This is a genomic window from Agrococcus sp. DT81.2, from assembly GCF_049844935.1.
Taxonomy (GTDB): domain Bacteria; phylum Actinomycetota; class Actinomycetes; order Actinomycetales; family Microbacteriaceae; genus Agrococcus.
Genome location: NZ_JBNCLZ010000001.1, coordinates 134,857 through 153,883 on the forward strand (window position 1 = coordinate 134,857; position 19,027 = coordinate 153,883).

Below are 19,027 nucleotides of genomic sequence, written 5' to 3' on the forward strand. Positions count from 1 at the left end.
CGCTTAGGATCGAGCGCATGACCCTCCAGACCGACCTCTCCGACCGCGACCGCGCGGTGCTCGCCGCCGTCGACGCGGGCTTCGCCCGCGCCGTCGACGACCTGAAGGCGCTCGTGCGCATCCCGAGCGTCGCGTGGGACGCCTACGATCCCGCGCACGTGCAGGCGAGCGCCGAGGCGGTCGCCGCGCTCGCCGAGGGCACGGGCGTGTTCGAGCGGGTCTCGATCGAGCGCGCGCCCATCGGCGACACCGACACGCTCGGCCAGCCGGCGGTGCTCGCGACCCGAGCCGCCAGGGGCGGCAAGCCGTCGGTGCTGCTCTACGCGCACCACGACGTGCAGCCGTGGGGCGACGAGGCGCTCTGGACGACGCCGCCCTTCGAGCCGACCGAGATCGACGGCCGCCTGCACGGCCGCGGCGCCTCCGATGACAAGGCGGGCGTCATCACGCACATCGCCGCCGTCCGCGCGCTCGCCGAGGTGCTCGACCCCGAGGTCGGCATCGCCCTCTTCATCGAGGGGGAGGAGGAGCACGGCTCCCGCTCCTTCAAGCGCTTCCTCGAGCAGTACGCCGACGTGCTGAGCGCCGACGTCATCGTGGTCGCCGACAGCGACAACTGGTCGACCGAGGTGCCGTCGCTCACCGTCGCGCTGCGCGGCAACGTCGCCCTCAACGTGCGCCTCACGACGCTCGGCCACGCGAGCCACTCCGGCATGATCGGCGGCGCGGTGCCCGACGCGATGATGGCGTTCTCGAAGCTCGCCGCGAGCTTCTGGGACGAGCAGGGCTCCGTCGCCATCGAGGGCCTCACCGAGGCCGACCTCGACGTGCCGGAGCAGTCCGAGGAGCAGCTGCGCGAGGAGGCGGCCGTCCTCGACGGCGTCGACCTCGTCGGCACCGGTCCGCTGCTGCGGCGCCTGTGGGCGAAGCCGGCCGCGACCATCACCGGCGTCGACGCGCCGAGCGTGCCCGACGCATCCAACACGATCCTGCCGACCGTGCGGTTCCGGCTCTCGACCCGCATCGCCCCCGGCCAATCGGCGGCGGACGCGTTCGCGGCGATCGAGCGGCACATCCGCGCGCACACGCCGTTCGGCGCGCACATCGAGTTCGACAGCATCGACCTCGGCGACCCCTTCCTCGTCGACGCGACCGGCTGGGGCGCGACCGAGGCGAAGCAGGCGATGGCGGATGCGTGGGGCGCGGAGCCCGTCGAGGCCGGCATCGGTGGGTCCATCCCGTTCATCGCCGACCTCGTGCACCAGTTCCCGGCCGCGCAGATCCTCGTCACCGGGGTCGAGGACCCGGCGACCATGGCGCACAGCCCGAACGAGTCGCAGCACCTCGGCGTGCTGCGGCGCGCGATCGGCGCCGAGGCGCTGCTGCTCGCCCGCGCAGGCGACCGCACGGAGTAGGCCGCCCGGAATAGGATGGGTCCGCCTGGCGTTGTCCAGGCAGAGTCTGACGAGAGGAGCCGCACATGACGGATCAGCAGGTGTCCGAGGTGGCCACGCCCCCGACGCACGGCGTCAACCTGACCGACACGGCCGCCGACAAGGTGCGCCGACTCCTCGATCAGGAGGGCCGCGACGACCTGCGGCTGCGCGTCGCCGTGCAGCCCGGTGGCTGCTCCGGTCTCATCTACCAGCTCTACTTCGACGAGCGCACCCTCGACGGCGACGTCGTGCGCGACTTCGACGGGGTCGAGGTGGTCGTCGACCGGATGAGCGTGCCCTACCTCGACGGCTCGACGATCGACTTCGAGGACACGATCCAGAAGCAGGGCTTCACGATGGACAACCCCAACGCGGGCGGCTCCTGCGCGTGCGGAGACTCCTTCCACTAGGGCGCCCAGCACCTATCGTCGACACGCCGTCGATCCCCTCCGGATCGGCGGCGTGTCGCCGTTCCAGGCCCGATCGAGAGGCGCGTGGGAGGCTCCTGAGCGCGGTCTGTGGGTACTAGGATCGGTAGAGACGCTGACCGAGCCGGAGGAAGACATTGCGCAATCGTCGAACCCGTTGGATCGCCGCCCCAGTGGCGGTGGTGGTCGCTCTTGCGCTTGCCGGATGCACCCAGGCGCAGCTGCAGGGGTGGATGCCGTCGACGCCGGGCCTGACGAACCACGTCGACCGCATCATGGGGCTGTGGACGACCTCCTGGATCGTGCTCCTCGTCGTCGGCATCGTCACGTGGGGCCTGATGATCTGGGCCGCCGTCGCCTACCGCCGCCGCCGTGGTCAGACCGGCCTGCCGGTGCAGCTGCGGTACCACATGCCGATCGAGATCTTCTTCACGATCGTGCCCGTCATCCTCGTGGCCGGCTTCTTCGCCTTCACCGCGCGTGACCAGGCGATCATCGAGGAGCGCATCGAGGACCCCGACTACTCGATCACCGCCTACGGCAAGCGCTGGGCGTGGGACTTCGTCTACGAGCGCGACGGCCAGGACCCGGTGCACTTCCAGGGCATCCAGGTGCAGCGCGAGGCCGACTCCGGCCAGCTCGACGCGAGCACCCTCCCGACCCTCTACCTGCCGACGAACTCGTCGATCGAGATCACCCTCGAGGCGCGCGACGTCGCGCACTCCTTCTGGATCGTGGAGTTCCTCTACAAGAAGGACATGCTGCCGGGCGTCACGAACCACATGTACTTCGAGACGGGCGCCGAGGAGGGCATCCTGACCGGCAAGTGCGCGGAGCTGTGCGGCGAGTACCACGCGTCGATGCTCTTCAACGTCGAGCTCGTCAGCCCCGAGGAGTACGACGCCTACCTCGAGAGCCTCGAGCAGCAGGGCAACGTCGGCCCGCTCGACGAGTCGCTGAACCCGGCCACCGGCCGCGGCAACATCGACCCGGACCGCGACGAGGACGTGGATCAGACCAACCAGAACGAGGACAGCGAATGACCACCACGGCGACGCCTCGCACCACGGTCAGCCCGACCGCGGAGCGCAAGGGCAACATCATGGTGAAGTGGATCACCTCCACTGACCACAAGACCATCGGGTACATGTACCTGATCGCATCCGTCATCTTCTTCATGATCGGCGGCGTGCTCGCACTGCTGATCCGCGCCCAGCTGTTCGCGCCGGGCCTGGAGATCGTGCCGACCGAGGAGCAGTACAACCAGCTCTTCACGATGCACGGCACGATCATGCTGCTGATGTTCGCGACGCCGCTGTTCGCGGGCTTCGCGAACGTGCTCATGCCGCTGCAGATCGGCGCGCCCGACGTCGCCTTCCCGCGCCTCAACGCGCTCGCGTTCTGGATGTTCACGTTCGGCTCGATGATCGCGGTCGCTGGCTTCCTCACGCCGCAGGGCGCCGCCTCGTTCGGCTGGACGGCCTACACGCCGCTGAGCGACGACGCGTTCTCGCCCGGCACGGGCGGGCACCTGTGGGTGCTCGGCCTCGCGCTCTCGGGCTTCGGCACGATCATGGGTGCCGTCAACTTCATCACCACGATCATGACGATGCGCGCGCCCGGCATGACGATGTTCCGGATGTCGATCTTCAGCTGGAACGTCCTCGTCACGTCGATCCTCGTCATCATCGCGTTCCCGGTGCTCGCTGCGGCGCTGTTCGGCCTCGCGATCGACCGCATCTTCGACGGCCACATCTACGATCCGACGAACGGCGGCGTCGTGCTGTGGCAGCACCTCTTCTGGTTCTTCGGGCACCCAGAGGTGTACATCATCGCGCTGCCGTTCTTCGGCATCATCTCCGAGGTCATCCCGGTCTTCTCGCGCAAGCCGATCTTCGGCTACAACACCCTCGTCGGTGCGACGATCGCGATCGCCGCGCTGTCGATCACGGTGTGGGCGCACCACATGTACGTGACCGGCACCGTGCTGCTGCCGTGGTTCGCGCTCATGACGATGCTCATCGCAGTGCCGACCGGCGTGAAGATCTTCAACTGGATCGGCACGATGTGGCGAGGGTCGATCACCTGGGAGTCGCCTATGCTGTGGGCGCTCGGCTTCCTCGTGACGTTCACCTTCGGCGGACTGACCGGCGTCATCCTCGCCTCGCCGCCGCTCGACTTCCACATCTCCGACACCTACTTCGTGGTCGCGCACTTCCACTACGTGGTGTTCGGCACGGTCGTGTTCGCGATGTTCTCGGGCTTCTACTTCTGGTGGCCCAAGTGGACCGGCAAGATGCTCAACGACCGGCTCGGGCACCTGCACTTCTGGATGCTGTTCGTCGGCTTCCACATGACGTTCCTGATCCAGCACTGGCTGGGCGTCATCGGCATGCCGCGCCGCTACTACACGTACCTCCAGGAGGACGGCTTCACCTGGATGAACCAGGTGTCGACGGTTGGCGCGATGATCCTGGGCCTCTCGATGGTGCCGTTCCTCTGGAACGTCTGGATCACCGCCCGCACGGCGCCGAAGGTGACCGTCGACGACCCGTGGGGCACCGGCCGCTCGCTCGAGTGGGCGACCAGCTGCCCGCCGCCGCGGCACAACTTCACGTCGATCCCGCGCATCCGCTCGGAGTCGCCGGCCTTCGACCTGCACCACCCGAACGCGGGACCGCAGTACGGCGTCGGAGGCGTCGGGCCGCTCAAGGATGCGCCGCAGCGACCGGTGGTCGACCTGGCAGACGGAGAGGTGCGCTGACATGCGTGCGAACATCATCATCCTTGGCGTCCTCGCGGCCTTCTTCTTCCTGTGCGCCGCCGCGTACACGCTGTGGCACATGGCGGCGTACGACGGCCGGGTCGAGTGGGCGGGCACGCTGGGCCTCGCGCTCACCGGCATCATGTCGACGTTCATCGCCTTCTACCTCGTGCTGACCCGGCGCGGCCAGCACGGCGAGATCCCCGCCGACCGCCACGACGCGCACATCGACGACGGCGACCCCGACGAGGGCCACTTCTCGCCCTGGAGCTGGTGGCCGATCTCGCTCGCAGCGGCGTTCGCGCTCATCCTGCTGGCGTTCGCGGGCCCGACCTTCCTGATCCCGATCGGTGGTGCGCTGTTCATCATCGTGATGATCGGCTGGGTGTACGAGCACTACCGCGGCAACTTCAGCCGCTGAGCAGACGCAAGCGCCCCGCCGATCGGCGGGGCGCTTCGTCGTTCAGACGGCGCGACCGGCGCGCAGGCCGGTGTGGAGACAACCGCCGAGGAACGTGCCCTCGAGCGCGCGGTAGCCGTGCACGCCGCCGCCGCCGAAGCCGGCCGCCTCGCCGACCGCGAAGAGTCCCGGGATGGGCGCGCCATCGGCGCCGAGCGCGCGCGAGTCGAGGTCGGTCTGGATGCCGCCGAGCGTCTTGCGCGTGAGCGTGCGCAGCCGCACGGCGATGAGCGGCCAGTGGCGCTCGTCGAGGATGCGGTGCGGGGCAGCCGTGCGCACGAGCCGGTCACCGACGTACTCGCGGGCGCGCCGGATCTCGACCGCCTGCGGGTCGGTCGATGCCGGGTCGGCGACGGCCGCGTCGCGCTCCTCGATGGCAGCGACGACCGCCGCGCGGTCGATGCCCTGCCCGGTCCGGCCCTGCCCGGCCGCGTCGGCCTCGAGCCGCTGCATGCCGTCGAGCAGCTCGGTGAGGCTGCCGGCGACGACGAAGTCCTCGCCGTGGTCGAGGAACGCCTGCACCGGCGCCGGCGCGCCCGGCAGCACGCGCTGCGCGAGCCTTCGCACACTCCGACCGGTGAGGTCCGGGTTCTGCTCCGAGCCCGAGAGCGTGAACTCCTTCTCGACGATCGACTGCGTGAGCACGAACCACGAGTGCTCGGCGCCGACCGACCGCAGGTGCTCGAGCGTCGTGAGCGTGTCGAAGCCCGGGTAGTTCGGCGACGGCAGCCGACGGCCGCGATGGTCGAGCCAGACGCTCGACGGTCCGGGCAGGATGCGGATGCCGTGCTGCGGCCAGACCGGATCCCAGTTGGCGATGCCCTCGGTGTAGTGCCACATGCGGTCGCCGTTCACGAGCCGCGCGCCCGCGTCGTCGGCGAGCGCGAGCCCGGAGCCGTCGACGTGCAGCGGCACCCCGCGCACCGCTTCCCGCGGCGCCGCGCCGAGGCGCGCGGGCCAGAGTTCGCGCACGCGCTCGAGCTCGCCGCCGATGCCGCCGGTGGCGACGACCACCGACTCGGCCCGCAGCTCGAACGAGCCGGCTGCCTCGCGGCTCGACGGCTCCCCGCGCACGGTGACGTCGTCGGCGAGCCGGTCGCCGGCGACCCCGACCACGCGGCCGTCGTCGACCAGCAGCCGGGTCGCGCGGTGCCGGAACGCGAGGTGCGCGCGGCCGTCGGCGACGGCATCCCGCAGCCGCCGCGTGAACGGCGCGACGAGGCCGGGGCCGGTGCCCCAGACGATGTGGAAGCGCGGGACCGTGTTGCCGTGGCCGCCCGCGGTGCGGGCGCCGCGCTCCGCGTGCCCGACGACAGGGAAGAGGCGCACGCCGAGCGAGCGCAGCCACGGGCGCAGGTCGCGGTGGGCGAACTCGAGGTAGGCGTCCGCCCACTGCCGGGCCCACGCATCCTCGTCGCGGTCGAAGCCGGCTGCGTGCAGCCAGTCGGCGCGGGCGAGGTCGGGGGAGTCGGCGATGCCGAGGCGGCGCTGCTCGGGGGAGTCGACGAGCAGCAGGCCGCCGAACGACCAGTACGCCTGCCCGCCGATGGACTGCGGCCCCTCCTGCTCGACCAGCGTCACGGTGCGGCCCCGGTCGAGCGCCTCGCACGCGGTGACGAGCCCGGCGAGGCCGGCCCCGATGACGACGACGTCCTGGGCGCGCATCATTCGATCGGGCACGGGGCTCCTTCGGCTCAGCAGGTCAATCCATCAACGGATGAGCGGGTTCCGGTTCAGCATGGCCGTCGCGGCCCGCTCGAAGTAGTCGTCGAGCTCGGCGCGGTGCAGCGGCGCGGGATCGAGCACGTCGAGCGCGCCGCGCATGCACGCGAGCCAGCGCTCGCGCGCGACCGGGTCGACCGCGAAGGGCGCGTGGCGCATCCGGAGGCGCGGGTGGCCGCGCTGCTCGCTGTACGTCTGCGCGCCGCCCCAGTACTGCTCGAGGAACATGCGGAAGCGGTCCTCGGCGCCCGCGCGGTCGTCCTGCGGGTACATCGGCCGCAGCACGTCGTCGACCCAGACACGCTCGTAGAACTCGTGGACGAGCCGGCGGAAGAAGGGCTCGCCGCCGACCGCGTCGTGCAGGGACTGCGTCATGGCTTCGCCTCCAGCCCGTCGCCGACGACCTTCTGCACCGACGGCAGGTCGAGGCCGAGCTCGTCGAGCCCCGCCTTGACGCGACGGCGCAGCTCGCGCGCCACATCGTCGCGCGCGTTCGCCCGGGTGCGGACGACGAGCCGCAGCACGACGGCCTCGGGGGAGACCGACTCGATGCCCCAGGTCTCTGGCTTGTCGATGACGCGGCCGGTCCACGCCGGCTCCTCGCTCATCGCGGTCGCGACGTCGAGCAGCCGTCCCTCGACCAGGTCGACGTCTGCGTGGTACGGCACGGCCTGGTCGATGATCACGCGGGCCCAGCCCTGCGACTTGTTGCCGACCCGCACGATCTCGCCGTTCCGCACGTACCAGAGCGTCCCGTGCACGTCCCGGACCTGCGTCACCCGGATGCCCACGGACTCGACGACGCCCGAGACCTCTCCGAGGTCGACGAGGTCGCCGATGCCCATCTGGTCCTCGAAGACCATGAACAGCCCGTTGAGGAAGTCCTTGATGACGCCTTGCGCGCCGATGCCGGCGGCGGCGCCGAGGAAGCCGGCCATCGCCACGAGCGAGGCCGGCTCGACGCCCAGCACGCTGAGGATGAGGATGAGCGCGATCGCGCCGATCACCCACGCGACCATCGTGTTGAGCACGCTGCCGATCGCGCGGGTGCGCTGCACGACCCGCACTTGCGCGAGCGGCGAGTTCGAGAGCGCCTCGGTGTCGGCGGCGTCGGCGCGGCGCTTGACGCCGCTCACGACGCCGCCGACCACCCGGGCGATGAGGGTGCGGACGACGTAGAAGGCGATGAAGGCGCCGATGATGACGAGCAGCACGCCGATGGGCTGGCCCCACGTGCCCCACCACTTGCCGACGGCGGCCCAGTCCACGCCGCCCGGCGCGCTCGTCTCCGACAGCATCACTGCTCCGATCAGGCGTCCCGCTCCTGCGCGGCGAGCGCCCGCTCAACGCCGGCGAGGTGCTCGACGACGATGCGGCGGAGCGCGGGCACCGCCGACGTGTTCGCCGAGAGCCAGGCGCGCGTCGCCTCGGCGAGCTCCTCGCTCGCGAGCGCCGCCGGGTAGAGGCCGACGAGCAGGCCCTCGGCCACCTGGTAGGTGCGCGACTCCCAGATCTGCTGGATGGCGTCGTGGTAGCGCGGGACGAGGCCCGACAGGACGGATGCGTCGTTCACGTGCGCGAGTCCGATGCCCGTGTAGCGCACGATCATGTTCGAGGCGCCCGCCTGATCGACGACGGAGGCGAACGCGGCCTCCTTCGCCTCCGGCGTGGGGATCGTGGCACGCGCGCGGGCGGCGAACTGGCGGCCCGTCGCCGTGTCGTCGGCAGCGAGCTCAGCGGCGATCTCCGCCTCGCCGGCGGCGCCGTTCAGCACCAGGCCGTCGAGCAGCTGCCAGCGCAGGTCGGCGTCGATCTCGAGGCCGCTGAGCGCGGTCGCGCCGCTCAGCAGGCCGCGCAGGATCTCGGCGTGCTCGGGCGTCGACGCGAGGGCGGCGAACGCGCCCACGAACTGGAACTGCGCATCCGACCCCGCCTCGGCGGTCGACGCGAGCTCCCAGAGGCCGTCGCCCACGCGCCGGATCGTCTCGGCGCGGCGCGACGGGTGCACGTAGGAGCGGGCCGCGAGGCCGAGCTGCGAGAGCGCCAGGCGGATGGTGGTCGACTCGGTCTCGGCGCCGATGTTCGCGAGCACCAGCTCGACGTAGTCGCTCGCGGGCGTCTCGGCGTCGCGCGTCGCGTCCCATGCCGCGCCCCAGACCAGGGCGCGCGCGAGCGGGTCCTCGATGGTGCGCAGGCCCAGGAGCGCCGTCCGCATCGACGACTCGTCGAGGCGGATCTTGGCGTAGGCGAGGTCCTCGTCGTTGATGAGGATCAGGTCGGGACGGATGTGGCCCACGAGGGCAGGCACGGCCGTCTCAGCGCCATCGACGTCGAGCTCGACGCGGTGGGTGCGGCGCAGCGCGCCCTCCTGCTCCTGGTAGAAGCCGATCGCGAGGCGGTGGGGGCGCAGCGTCGGCCACTCGGCGGGTCCGGTCTGCTCGATCACGAACGACGAGATGATGTCGTCGGCGGTCGTCTCGATCCGCGGGCGCAGCGTGTTGACGCCGGCCGTCTCGAGCCACAGCCGGCTCCACTCGGTGAGGTCGCGGCCGCTCGCCGTCTCGAGCTCGACGAGCAGGTCGGCGAGCTCGGTGTTGCCCCAGGCGTGCTTGCGGAAGTACGCGCCGACGCCCTGCATGAAGGCCTCGAGGCCGACCCACGCGACGAGCTGCTTGAGCACCGAGCCGCCCTTGGCGTACGTGATGCCGTCGAAGTTGACCTGCACGTCCTCGAGGTCGCGGATCTCGGCGACGATCGGGTGCGTGGAGGGCAGCTGGTCCTGGCGGTACGCCCAGGTCTTCTCCATCGCCTGGAACGTCGTCCACGCGTTCGTCCACTCGGTCGCCTCGGCGGTCGCGAGCGTCGACGCCCACTCGGCGAACGACTCGTTGAGCCACAGGTCGTTCCACCAGCGCATCGTGACGAGGTCGCCGAACCACATGTGCGCGAGCTCGTGCAGCACCGTGACCACTCGGCGCTCACGGATGGCGTCGGTCACCTGGGCGCGGAACACGTACGACTCGGTGAAGGTCACGCATCCGGCGTTCTCCATCGCCCCCGCGTTGAACTCCGGCACGAACAGCTGGTCGTACTTCTCGAACGGGTACGGCACGCCGAACTGCGACTCGAAGAACGCGAACCCCTTGCGGGTCGTGTCGAAGATGTAGTCGGCGTCCATGTGCTCGGCGAGCGAGGCGCGGCAGAAGATGCCGAGCGGCACGACGCGGCCGTCGCTCGAGGTGAGCTCGGAGCGCGTCACCTCGTAGGGCCCGGCGACGAGCGCCGTGATGTAGCTGGAGATGCGCGGGGTCGGCTCGAAGCTCCACGTGCCGGTCTCGCCCTCGACGACCGGCTCGGGGGTGGGCTGGTTGGAGACGACCTGCCAGCGCGCCGGCGCGGTGACGGTGAAGCGGAACGTGGCCTTGAGGTCGGGCTGCTCGAACACCGCGAAGACGCGGCGGGAGTCCGGCACCTCGAACTGCGAGTACAGGTAGACCTCGCCGTCGACGGGGTCGACGAAGCGGTGGAGGCCCTCGCCCGTGTTGACGTAGAGGGCGTCGGAGACGACCGTGAGCTCGTTCTCGGCCGCGAGGTCGTCGAGCTGGATGCGGACGCCGTCGTTGACGCGCGCGACGTCGAGCTCGGTGCCGTTGAGGGTGACGGAGTGGACGGTGCGGGAGATGTGGTCGATGAACGTCGACGCGCCTGCCTCGGCGGTGAAGCGGACGGTCGAGGTGGAGCGGAACACCTCGTCGCCGATCGTCAGGTCGAGCGCGATGTCGTAGCTCTCCACCTCGACGAGCGCGGCGCGCTCCTGGGCCTCGACGCGAGTGAGGTTCTCTCCGGGCACGCTGGACTCCTTGGTGATCGGTTTTGTGCGATTCGTGCAGTGACTTCGGGTGCTGTGAACGCGGGTGCGACCAGCGTAGTGCCGCGCGGCCCGGCCTCCGCCGTGCGTCGATAGCATCGAGGCATGAGTGCATCCACCCCGTCAGTGACCGCCGCAGAGGGCCAGCCGCGCGTGCGGATGTGGTTCGACCCGACCTGCCCGTGGGCGTGGATGACGTCCCGCTGGCTCGGCGAGGTCGCCGACGTGCGCGGCCTCGAGGTCGACTGGCAGGTGATGAGCCTCGCGGTGCTCAACGAGGGCCGCGATCTGCCCGAGTCCTACCGCGCGCGCATGCCGCGCTCGATGCGGCTCACGCGACTCGTGACCGCGGCCCGCGAGGCCGGCGGCGACGCCGTCGTGAAGCCGCTCTACGACGCGCTGGGCTCGCGCATCCACCCGGGCCGCCGCAAGGACGACGACGCAATCGTCGCCGAGGCGCTCGCCGAGGTCGGCCTCGACGCGTCGCTCGCGGAGGAGACGGATGCGCACGACGAGACGCTGCGCGGCACCCACCAGGCGGCGATCGACCTGGTCGGCGACGACGTCGGCACGCCCGTGGTGGCGGTCGACGACATCGCGTTCTTCGGCCCGGTCGTGAGCCCCGCACCCACCGGCGAGGAGGCGCTGCGGCTGTTCGACGGCGTCGTGGCCGCCGCATCCGTCGACGGCTTCTTCGAGCTCAAGCGCTCCCGCACGCGTGGGCCTGTCTTCGACCAGGCCGAGCTCGCGCCGCAGGAGGCGTGATGCGCGTCCACGTCGCCACCGACCACGCGGGCTTCGAGATGTCGAAGCGGCTCGTCGCGCACCTGGAGGCGCTCGGCCACGAGACGATCGACCACGGTCCCGCCGAGTACGACGCCGAGGACGACTACCCCGCCTTCTGCATCAACGCCGCGCGCGCGGTCGTCCGCGACCAGCGCGCGGGCGTCGAGGCGCTCGGGGTCGTCTTCGGCGGTTCCGGCAACGGCGAGCAGATGGCCGCGAACAAGGTCGACGGCGCTCGCGCCGCGCTCGCCTGGAGCCTGACGACCGCTGAGCTCGCGCGCGAGCACAACGACGCGAACGTCGTCGCGGTCGGCGCCCGGCAGCACTCCGAGGAGGAGATGCTCGAGATCATCGACGCCTTCCTGGCCACGCCGTTCACGGGGGCCGAGCGGCACGCGCGGCGCATCGCACAGCTGGGCGAGTACGAGACGACGGGCGGCATCGCGGGTCACGAGATCCTCTGATGGCGGCGGTGTCCGATGCCTGAGGGCCACTCCGTCCATCGCATCGCCCGCCAGTTCGCGGCGAACTTCGTGGGCAGCACCGCGGCGGTCTCGAGCCCGCAGGGCCGCTTCGAGGTGGGCGCCGCCGAGCTCGACGGCCGCACCATGACGTCGTCGGAGGCGATCGGCAAGCACCTGCTGCTCGGCTTCGACGGCACCGCGACCGCCCCGGACCGCGTGCTGCACGTGCACCTCGGGATCTACGGCGCGTGGGACTTCGCGGGCGCGATCTCGGTGGACGCGACCATCCTCGCGAGCGTCGGACGGATGGGGCAGACCGGGATGCGCGGCGCCGCCGGCGTCGATGGTGAGCACGAGGACTCGATCGCGTCGATCGGCGCGCCGCGGCTCGCGCGCCTGCGGGCGGGGGAGCGCGAGACGGCGAGCGAGGTGGTCGAGTTCCCGCCGGATCCGGTCGGGCAGGTGCGCGTGCGCATCCTCACCGCCACGGCCGTCGCCGACCTGCGCGGGCCGACCGTGTGCGAGGTGCTCGAGCCGTGGCAGGTGCAGGCGCTCGCCGACCGGCTGGGACCGGACCCGCAGGCGCCGACCGAGTCGCGCCGTCGCGCCGAGGACCGCTTCGTCGAGCGCGCGTCGCGCTCGGGGCAGGCGATCGGACAGCTGCTGATGGATCAGTCGGTGGTCGCCGGGATCGGCAACGTCTACCGCGCCGAGCTGCTGTTCCGCGCGCGCATGGACCCGCACCGTCCCGGGAACGCGGTGCCGGAGGACGAGCTGCGAGCGCTCTGGCGCGACTGGGTGAAGCTGCTGCGCATCGGCGTCGAGACCGGGCAGATGCTCACGATCGACGGGCTGCGCGGCGCGCGGCGCGCGGCGGCGCTCGCGAATCGCGCCGACCGGCACTGGGTCTACAAGCGCGAGGGACTGCCGTGCCGCCGCTGCGGCACCCCCATCGCGCTCGAGACGATGCAGGGCCGCAAGCTCTACTGGTGCCCCGGCTGCCAGCTCTAGCCCCGTGCTGATCGAGTAGCTGCCGGGCGCAGCCCGGCCGCGCCCCCTCCGTTGATCGAGTAGCTGCCGGCGTAGCCGGCCGCGCCCACTCCGTTGATCGAGTAGCTGCCGGCGTAGCCGGCCGCGTATCGAGATCCGCGCGCGGCGGCGCTCAGCGCCAGCGGTACAGCGTCGCGGCGTCGATGCCCGACTCCGACGGGCTGATGACCCACGAGCCGGTCGGGTCGTCCTCGCGGACCGCGACGATGACCTGCGCGACGTGGCGGTCGCCGGGCGCGAAGTCCCAGATGTAGCCGAGGTCGTTCGGTGCCGCGGCCGTCGAGGCGGAGTTCTGGTCGGTGAACGGGCCGCCGTCGGGCTGATACGCGAAGGTCATGTCGTGCATCGGATGCGTCGTGATGACGCCCACGTTCGCGATGTCGAGCTCGAGGATGACGAAGCGCTCCCCGGCGCGGGGCATCGCCCCGGTCATGGCCGCGAGGCCGTCGGCGGGATCGATCGAACGCAGGGCCGTGATCTCCCACGTGGAGCCGCGGTCCGTGTGGATGGTGACGGTGTCGCCGAAGGAGAACTCACCGGGAGCGGTCGTCGGCACCGGAGGCTGCGTCGGCCCGTTCGTCGTCGGCGCCGGCGCGAGGTTGCTGAAGGCGGGAGTCGCGCTCGCGGGGATGGCCGGGTCGTCGGGCGTGGTCGCGGGCATCGCGACGCAGGCGGCGAGGGAGAGCGTCGCGGCGGCCACGAGCGCGGCACCGAGCCGGGTCGAGCCCTGCCGGCGCGGACGGGTCATCAGCCTCTCCTGCACACCGGAACGCTACTGCCCGCGCCTATGAAGCCCACTGCTCGTGCGCGAGAGCGCGATGGCTTCACCCGTCACTGCGGAGCGCCTTGACGCTCCCGCGTTCCGTATGCTCAGTCGGACGCACGACCGATCAGCCACAGGAGCGCCTCGTATGTTCGCAAGCCACCCGATGCCGCGACGTCCGGCTGCCCGGCTGCGAGCCGCCGCGGTCGCCGCGCTGGCGCTGGTCAGCCTGACGGCTTGCATCGGGCTCCCTCCGTCATCCCCAGCGGATGTCGGCGTGCCGATCACGGACGAGGAGCATGGTGAGCGCGTCCAGGAGCACTGGGACGACATCGATCCAGCGCTCCAAGAGGCAGAGCAGTCCATCATCATGAGCTTCTCCGACCTGCCCACGGATCCGGGAGACGTCGTGTGGGAGGAGATGTTCTCGCTCGAGCTCGCGGTGGGCGAGGCGCTGCTCGACGCGGGCGTCGGCTATCTCGACGGCAACGGATCCGACGGCGAGATCTATGAGGTTTTCTACTGGGGGAACGACCACGAGGCGATGTGGTCGATCATCGAGCCGATGTACGCGGATGCGCCGCTCGCGTGGAGCGAGGTGCAGGGCTGGGTCTCGCTCGAAGCCGAGGGGCCTGCGCTGCTGCTGACGCGGTGATCGATCGCCGCCGGATGCCGGTGGAGCGGGCGACGGGAATCGAACCCGCGTAATCAGTTTGGAAGACTGAGGCTCTACCATTGAGCTACGCCCGCGTGCCCCGCGTGATGACACCGTGGGACTGGACGAATCTACCGCATCCGGGCCGCGCATCCGACAGCCGCATCGCTCGGGATACGCTCGTGCCGTGCAGCGCAGCATCCCCACAGACCTGATCCTCGGCGGCGCGACCGCCGCCTACCAGATCGAGGGCGCAGCGGCCGAGGACGGTCGCCGCCCCAGCATCTGGGACGCCTTCGCCCGCGTGCCCGGCGCCGTGATCGACGGCCACACCGGCGACGTCGCGTGCGATCACTACCACCGGATGCCCGACGACGTCGCGCTCATGCGCCAGCTGGGCCTGCAGTCGTACCGCTTCTCGACCAGCTGGGCGCGCGTCTGCCCGGACGGCGGCGCGCCGAATCCGGCGGGCCTCGACTTCTACTCTCGGCTCGTCGACGAGCTGCTCGACGCCGGCATCCTGCCGTGGCTCACGCTCTACCACTGGGACCTGCCGCAGTCGCTCGAGGAGGCGGGCGGCTGGCCGTCGCGCGACACCGCGCACCGCTTCGTCGACTACGCGCTCGCCGTGCACGAGAAGCTCGGCGACCGGGTCGAGAACTGGACGACGCTCAACGAGCCGTGGTGCTCGTCGTTCCTCTCCTACATCGCCGGCGCGCACGCGCCGGGCCGGCAGAGCGTCGCCGACGGCCTCGCCGCCGGGCACCACCTGCTGCTCGCCCACGGCATGGCGGTGCAGGCGCTCCGCGACGCCGGCGCCGAGCGGCTCGGCATCACCCTCAACTTCACGGTCGCCGACCCCGTCGACCCGGCCAACCCATCCGACGTGGACGCCGCCCGACGGATCGACGAGCAGTACAACCGCTTCTTCGTCGATCCGATCCTGCGCGGCAGCTACCCGGAGACGCTGCTCGCCGACGTCGGCCACCTCGGCCTCGACGCCGTCGTGCAGGACGGCGACCTCGAGATCATCGGCTCGCCGATCGACGTGCTGGGCGTGAACTACTACCACGGCGATGCGTGCTCGTTCGAGCCGCCGCCCGAGCCGATGCTGCAGGACGCGCCCACCGACCGGCCGATCCGCAGCCCGTTCCCCGCCGCCGACGGCGTGCAGATCCACCCGCGCGGGCTCCCGACCACGACGATGGGCTGGGAGGTGCAGCCCGAGGGGCTCACCCGCCTGCTCCGCCGACTGCACGACGACTACGCGGGACCCAAGGGCGTCGAGCTGTGGGTCACCGAGAACGGCGCGGCGTACGACGACCGGGTCGAGCTCGCAGACGGTACGGGGGATGCGGTCACCGGCGAGCCGCGCATCCACGATGCGGAGCGGGTGGAGTTCCTCCGCCTCCACGTGGGCGCCGTGCTCGACGCGATCGACGCCGGCGTGCCTGTGAAGGGCTACTTCTACTGGTCGCTCATGGACAACTACGAGTGGGCGTGGGGCTACCACAAGCGCTTCGGCATCGTGCGGGTCGACTACGACACGCAGGAGCGCACGGTGAAGGACTCGGGGCTCGAGCTCGCGCGGATGATCCGGGAGCGCACGCTCTAGGTCCGGCCGCACCCGAAGGGCCGGTCCTCGCGGGCCGGCCCTTCGCGCATGGAGATCAGCGTGCTGCGGATCAGCCCATCGACGGCGGCATGAGCACCGAGTCGATCAGGTAGACCGTGGCGTTCGCGGTCTGCACGCCGCCGCACACGACGGTCGCGGCGTCGCCGTTGACCATCATCATGTCGGCCTCGCCCTCGACCATGAGCTCCTCGCCCTGGACGGTGGTGTGCGTGCCGGCGATCGCGTCCGGCGCGATCTGGCCGGGGATGACGTGGTACGTCAGCACTGTGCTGAGCGTCTCGGCGCCCTCGGGCGTCTTCAGCGTCTCGACGGTCTCGGCGGGCAGCGCGGCGAAGGCGTCGTCGACCGGCGCGAAGACGGTGAACTCATCGCCGTTGAGCGTGTCGACGAGGTCGACGTCGGGGTTCAGCTGGCCCGACACGGCCGCGACGAGCTGCGTGAGCATCGGGTTGTTCGAGGCCGCCACCGCGACCGGGTCCTGCGACATGCCGACGATCGAGCCTGCGCCGTCCGGCACCTGCTCGTCGTACATCGCGCAGCCGGCGCCGACGAGGTTGTCGTAGGCGGGGTCCATCGCCTCGGCCGACTCGGTCTCCATCGGCTCGCCGGAGGTCATCGGGGCCGTCGTCGGCTCCATCGTCTCGTCGGTGGTGGTGGCGCCGCCCATCGAGCAGCCCGCGAGCACGAACGTCGCCGCGCTGACGAGCACGAGGCCGGCCATCTTGGGGTTCTTCTTGGTGAGCATCAGGCTCTCCTTCGTTGAGGTGCCGGCCCGTGCGAGCCGGTGATGCCAGGGGTTCGGAGCTCCCCGGGCGGCGGATTGGAAGCCGTCGGAGTCCATCCGTGACGGCTCGGGCGCCGAAGACAGAGCAGTTGCGACGCTGTGCAGTTGCGACACCGTGCAACTCGCCAAGGAGGCACCATGCTCGCCCTCATCGGATTGCTGGGTGGATTCATCACCGGCATCTCGCCCTGCATCATCCCGGTGCTGCCGGTCATCCTCTTCTCGGGCGGCATGCAGTCCGCGCGCGGGTCGAATGGGACGGATGCGGCGGCCGACCAGGACGAGGCGGGCCCCGGTGGCGGGGTGGCGACCGCGACGCGCGTGCAGACAACGGCCGTCACGGTCTCCCGCTGGCGCCCCTACCTGGTGATCGCCGGCATCGTCGTCAGCTTCACGCTCATGACGCTCGCGGGCAGCCTCGTGCTGAGCCTCCTCGGCCTGCCGCAGGACGTGCTGCGCTGGGCGGGCATCATCGTGCTCTCGCTCATCGGCATCGGCCTCATCGTGCCGAGGCTGCAGCACCTGCTCGAGAAGCCGTTCGAGAAGCTGCCCTTCCTGCAGACCGCGGGCGAGAAGTCGTCCAAGCTGCAGGGCTTCCCGCTCGGCCTCGCGCTCGGCGCCGTCTACGTGCCGTGCGCCGGCCCGGTGCTCGCCGCCATCACCGTCGCCGGCTCCACCGGCCAGATCGGCCCCGACACGGTCGTGCTCACCGTCTCGTTCGCGATCGGCGCGGCGCTGCCGCTGCTGTTCTTCGCGCTCGCGGGTCGTGGCCTCGCCGAGCGCATCGCGGCGTTCCGCAAGCGCCAGGGCATCATCCGGATCGTCTCGGGTGCGCTCATGCTGCTGCTCGCCCTCGGGCTCGTCTTCGACGTGCCCGCCCGCCTGCAGCGACTCGTGCCCGACTACACCTCGGCAATCCAGGAGTACATCGCCGACAACGAGGAGGTGCAGCAGGCGATCTCGATCGGCGGCCTCGAGACCGAGGAGAACCAGGATCTCGACCTGTGCGACCCGGGCGCCACCGCGCTGCAGGAGTGCGGCACTGCCCCGAGCATCCGCGGCATCGACTCCTGGTTCAACACCGAGGGCGACCAGCCGATCGACCTCGCGGAGCTCCGCGGCCAGGTCGTGCTCATCGACTTCTGGGCGTACTCGTGCATCAACTGCCAGCGCTCGACGCCGCACATGAACGCGTGGCACGACGCGTACGCGGACGCGGGGCTGCAGGTGATCGGCGTCCACAGCCCTGAGTACGCGTTCGAGAAGGAGCGCGGCAACGTCGTCGCGGGCGCGGCGGCGCTCGGCATCGAGTACCCGGTCGCGATCGACAACTCGCTCTCCACCTGGACGAACTACCGCAACGCCTACTGGCCCGCCCGCTACCTCGTCGACGCGGAGGGCACCGTGCGCAACGTGCACTTCGGCGAGGGCCAGTACCGGGAGGGCGAGCAGATGATCCGCGAGCTGCTCGAGCAGGCGAACCCGGGCGTCGAGCTGCCGCCGGTCACAGAGCTCGCCGACGACACTCCTGCGGTCGCCGAGATCACGCCGGAGTCGTACCTCGGCACGACGAAGGTGCAGAACTTCGGCGGCGACGAGCGCTACTCCACGCAGACGGAGGCCTTCGCCTACCCGGCCGAGCAGCCGCTCGACAGCTTCGCGCTCGACGGCGCCTGGCAGCTCGAGACGCAGTTCGCGACCCCGCGGGGCGACGAGGCGCGCATCCGCCTGCAGTACAGCGGGCAGGAGGTGCGGATGGTGCTGGCAGGGGAGGGCACGGTGGTGGCAGTCGTCGACGGCGAGCGCGTCGAGATCGCCGTGTCGGGCACGCCGAGGTCGTACGAGCTGCTGCGCTCCGACGCGAGCCAGAAGGGCACCATCGAGGTGACCGTGCCGGCCGGCGTCGAGGCGTACTCGTTCACCTTCGGGTGATCCGCGGGGCGAGCTCGGTGGGCCCTCCGCCGTCAGCGGGACCCCTTGCACCGATCGGGACCCGGTGCACCGGGTCCCGATCGGTGGAAGGGGTCCCCGTCGCCAGGTCGGCGGCGCCGCCGTGGGCCGCAGCGGAGCCGCTCGCCGGTAGACTCGCCACTCGTGTGGGAGCGATCCCGTACGGGGCGTAGCTCAGCTTGGCTAGAGTGCCCGCTTTGGGGGCGGGAAGTCGCAGGTTCGAATCCTGTCGCCCCGACCAGCGCAACACCCTCAACCCCC

At 71.0% G+C, this 19,027-nt stretch carries 17 protein-coding genes and 2 tRNA genes; 12 read left to right on the plus strand and 7 right to left on the minus strand.

Annotated features, from left to right (window positions below; translation table 11 throughout):
- The first annotated feature begins 17 nt into the window (after positions 1-17).
- The 5 genes from ACLQ21_RS00650 (at position 18) to ACLQ21_RS00670 (ending at position 5,049) form a co-directional block, all read left to right on the plus strand.
- Positions 18-1,415 (plus strand): dipeptidase, encoded by a 1,398-nt coding sequence (locus ACLQ21_RS00650; protein WP_425660440.1) that lies wholly within the window; start codon positions 18-20, stop codon positions 1,413-1,415.
- 65 nt (positions 1,416-1,480) lie between these two features.
- Positions 1,481-1,846, plus strand: a complete 366-nt coding sequence (locus ACLQ21_RS00655; RefSeq protein ID WP_425660442.1) for a HesB/IscA family protein — start codon at positions 1,481-1,483, stop codon at positions 1,844-1,846.
- A 251-nt stretch (positions 1,847-2,097) separates the two neighbouring features.
- Positions 2,098-2,907: a cytochrome c oxidase subunit II gene (coxB, locus tag ACLQ21_RS00660; protein ID WP_425660444.1), complete on the plus strand. Its 810-nt coding sequence runs from the start codon at positions 2,098-2,100 to the stop codon at positions 2,905-2,907.
- Complete coding sequence (gene ctaD, locus ACLQ21_RS00665) at positions 2,904-4,628, plus strand: cytochrome c oxidase subunit I (RefSeq protein ID WP_425660446.1); 1,725 nt, start codon at positions 2,904-2,906, stop codon at positions 4,626-4,628. The genes coxB and ctaD overlap by 4 nt, the downstream gene beginning before the upstream one ends.
- Before the next feature lies 1 nt (position 4,629).
- Positions 4,630-5,049, plus strand: coding sequence for a cytochrome c oxidase subunit 4 (locus tag ACLQ21_RS00670; protein ID WP_425660448.1), 420 nt, complete (start codon positions 4,630-4,632; stop codon positions 5,047-5,049).
- Between the two features lie 42 nt (positions 5,050-5,091).
- Here ACLQ21_RS00670 and ACLQ21_RS00675 read toward each other — a convergent pair whose 3' ends face one another.
- From ACLQ21_RS00675 to pepN, 4 genes are read right to left on the minus strand one after another with little or no spacing between them, the layout of a single operon-like run.
- Entirely contained in the window at positions 5,092-6,753 is a 1,662-nt protein-coding gene (locus ACLQ21_RS00675) for an FAD-binding dehydrogenase (RefSeq protein WP_425661385.1), read from the minus strand.
- 45 nt (positions 6,754-6,798) lie between these two features.
- Positions 6,799-7,185: a globin gene (locus ACLQ21_RS00680; RefSeq protein WP_425660450.1), complete on the minus strand. Its 387-nt coding sequence runs from the start codon at positions 7,183-7,185 to the stop codon at positions 6,799-6,801.
- Entirely contained in the window at positions 7,182-8,108 is a 927-nt protein-coding gene (locus ACLQ21_RS00685) for a mechanosensitive ion channel family protein (RefSeq protein ID WP_425660452.1), read from the minus strand. The genes ACLQ21_RS00680 and ACLQ21_RS00685 overlap by 4 nt, the downstream gene beginning before the upstream one ends.
- Before the next feature lie 11 nt (positions 8,109-8,119).
- Entirely contained in the window at positions 8,120-10,660 is a 2,541-nt protein-coding gene (gene pepN, locus ACLQ21_RS00690) for an aminopeptidase N (protein WP_425660454.1), read from the minus strand.
- A 123-nt stretch (positions 10,661-10,783) separates the two neighbouring features.
- On the opposite strand from pepN, the gene ACLQ21_RS00695 reads away from it, so the two are divergent.
- The 3 genes from ACLQ21_RS00695 to ACLQ21_RS00705 are packed head-to-tail and all read left to right on the plus strand — an operon-like array spanning position 10,784 to position 12,939.
- The gene (locus ACLQ21_RS00695) at positions 10,784-11,443 is read left to right on the plus strand and encodes a DsbA family protein (protein ID WP_425660456.1); all 660 of its coding nucleotides are present in this window, start codon (positions 10,784-10,786) and stop codon (positions 11,441-11,443) included.
- Positions 11,443-11,928 (plus strand): ribose-5-phosphate isomerase, encoded by a 486-nt coding sequence (locus ACLQ21_RS00700; RefSeq protein ID WP_425660458.1) that lies wholly within the window; start codon positions 11,443-11,445, stop codon positions 11,926-11,928. The genes ACLQ21_RS00695 and ACLQ21_RS00700 overlap by 1 nt, the downstream gene beginning before the upstream one ends.
- A 15-nt stretch (positions 11,929-11,943) precedes the next feature.
- On the plus strand, positions 11,944-12,939 hold the full coding sequence (locus ACLQ21_RS00705) for an Fpg/Nei family DNA glycosylase (RefSeq protein WP_425660460.1): 996 nt from the start codon (positions 11,944-11,946) through the stop codon (positions 12,937-12,939).
- A 151-nt stretch (positions 12,940-13,090) separates the two neighbouring features.
- Here the strand turns inward: ACLQ21_RS00705 and ACLQ21_RS00710 are convergent, their stop codons facing one another.
- Complete coding sequence (locus tag ACLQ21_RS00710; protein ID WP_425660462.1) at positions 13,091-13,726, minus strand: hypothetical protein; 636 nt, start codon at positions 13,724-13,726, stop codon at positions 13,091-13,093.
- 292 nt (positions 13,727-14,018) lie between these two features.
- Between ACLQ21_RS00710 and ACLQ21_RS00715 the strand changes: the two genes are divergently transcribed.
- Entirely contained in the window at positions 14,019-14,396 is a 378-nt protein-coding gene (locus ACLQ21_RS00715) for a hypothetical protein (RefSeq protein WP_425660464.1), read from the plus strand.
- 21 nt (positions 14,397-14,417) lie between these two features.
- Here the strand turns inward: ACLQ21_RS00715 and ACLQ21_RS00720 are convergent.
- Positions 14,418-14,491: transfer RNA gene (locus ACLQ21_RS00720), tRNA-Gly, on the minus strand.
- Between the two features lie 92 nt (positions 14,492-14,583).
- Between ACLQ21_RS00720 and ACLQ21_RS00725 the strand changes: the two genes are divergently transcribed.
- Positions 14,584-16,011, plus strand: a complete 1,428-nt coding sequence (locus ACLQ21_RS00725) for a GH1 family beta-glucosidase (RefSeq protein WP_425660466.1) — start codon at positions 14,584-14,586, stop codon at positions 16,009-16,011.
- A 70-nt stretch (positions 16,012-16,081) separates the two neighbouring features.
- Here the strand turns inward: ACLQ21_RS00725 and ACLQ21_RS00730 are convergent, their stop codons facing one another.
- Complete coding sequence (locus tag ACLQ21_RS00730; protein ID WP_425660468.1) at positions 16,082-16,777, minus strand: fasciclin domain-containing protein; 696 nt, start codon at positions 16,775-16,777, stop codon at positions 16,082-16,084.
- 177 nt (positions 16,778-16,954) lie between these two features.
- Between ACLQ21_RS00730 and ACLQ21_RS00735 the strand changes: the two genes are divergently transcribed.
- Positions 16,955-18,748: a cytochrome c biogenesis protein CcdA gene (locus ACLQ21_RS00735; protein ID WP_425660469.1), complete on the plus strand. Its 1,794-nt coding sequence runs from the start codon at positions 16,955-16,957 to the stop codon at positions 18,746-18,748.
- Positions 18,749-18,929: 181 nt separating this feature from the next.
- Positions 18,930-19,007, plus strand: a tRNA-Pro gene (locus tag ACLQ21_RS00740).
- Positions 19,008-19,027 lie beyond the last annotated feature (20 nt).

Coding starts and splice junctions, on each gene's coding strand:
- ACLQ21_RS00650 (WP_425660440.1), top strand. CDS start 18: ATGACCCTCCAGACCGACCTCTCCGACCGCGACCGCGCGGTGCTCGCC.
- ACLQ21_RS00655 (WP_425660442.1), top strand. CDS start 1,481: ATGACGGATCAGCAGGTGTCCGAGGTGGCCACGCCCCCGACGCACGGC.
- coxB (WP_425660444.1), top strand. CDS start 2,098: ATGCCGTCGACGCCGGGCCTGACGAACCACGTCGACCGCATCATGGGG.
- ctaD (WP_425660446.1), top strand. CDS start 2,904: ATGACCACCACGGCGACGCCTCGCACCACGGTCAGCCCGACCGCGGAG.
- ACLQ21_RS00670 (WP_425660448.1), top strand. CDS start 4,630: ATGCGTGCGAACATCATCATCCTTGGCGTCCTCGCGGCCTTCTTCTTC.
- ACLQ21_RS00675 (WP_425661385.1), bottom strand. CDS start 6,753: ATGCGCGCCCAGGACGTCGTCGTCATCGGGGCCGGCCTCGCCGGGCTC.
- ACLQ21_RS00680 (WP_425660450.1), bottom strand. CDS start 7,185: ATGACGCAGTCCCTGCACGACGCGGTCGGCGGCGAGCCCTTCTTCCGC.
- ACLQ21_RS00685 (WP_425660452.1), bottom strand. CDS start 8,108: ATGCTGTCGGAGACGAGCGCGCCGGGCGGCGTGGACTGGGCCGCCGTC.
- ACLQ21_RS00695 (WP_425660456.1), top strand. CDS start 10,784: ATGAGTGCATCCACCCCGTCAGTGACCGCCGCAGAGGGCCAGCCGCGC.
- ACLQ21_RS00700 (WP_425660458.1), top strand. CDS start 11,443: ATGCGCGTCCACGTCGCCACCGACCACGCGGGCTTCGAGATGTCGAAG.
- ACLQ21_RS00705 (WP_425660460.1), top strand. CDS start 11,944: ATGCCTGAGGGCCACTCCGTCCATCGCATCGCCCGCCAGTTCGCGGCG.
- ACLQ21_RS00710 (WP_425660462.1), bottom strand. CDS start 13,726: ATGACCCGTCCGCGCCGGCAGGGCTCGACCCGGCTCGGTGCCGCGCTC.
- ACLQ21_RS00730 (WP_425660468.1), bottom strand. CDS start 16,777: ATGCTCACCAAGAAGAACCCCAAGATGGCCGGCCTCGTGCTCGTCAGC.
- ACLQ21_RS00735 (WP_425660469.1), top strand. CDS start 16,955: ATGCTCGCCCTCATCGGATTGCTGGGTGGATTCATCACCGGCATCTCG.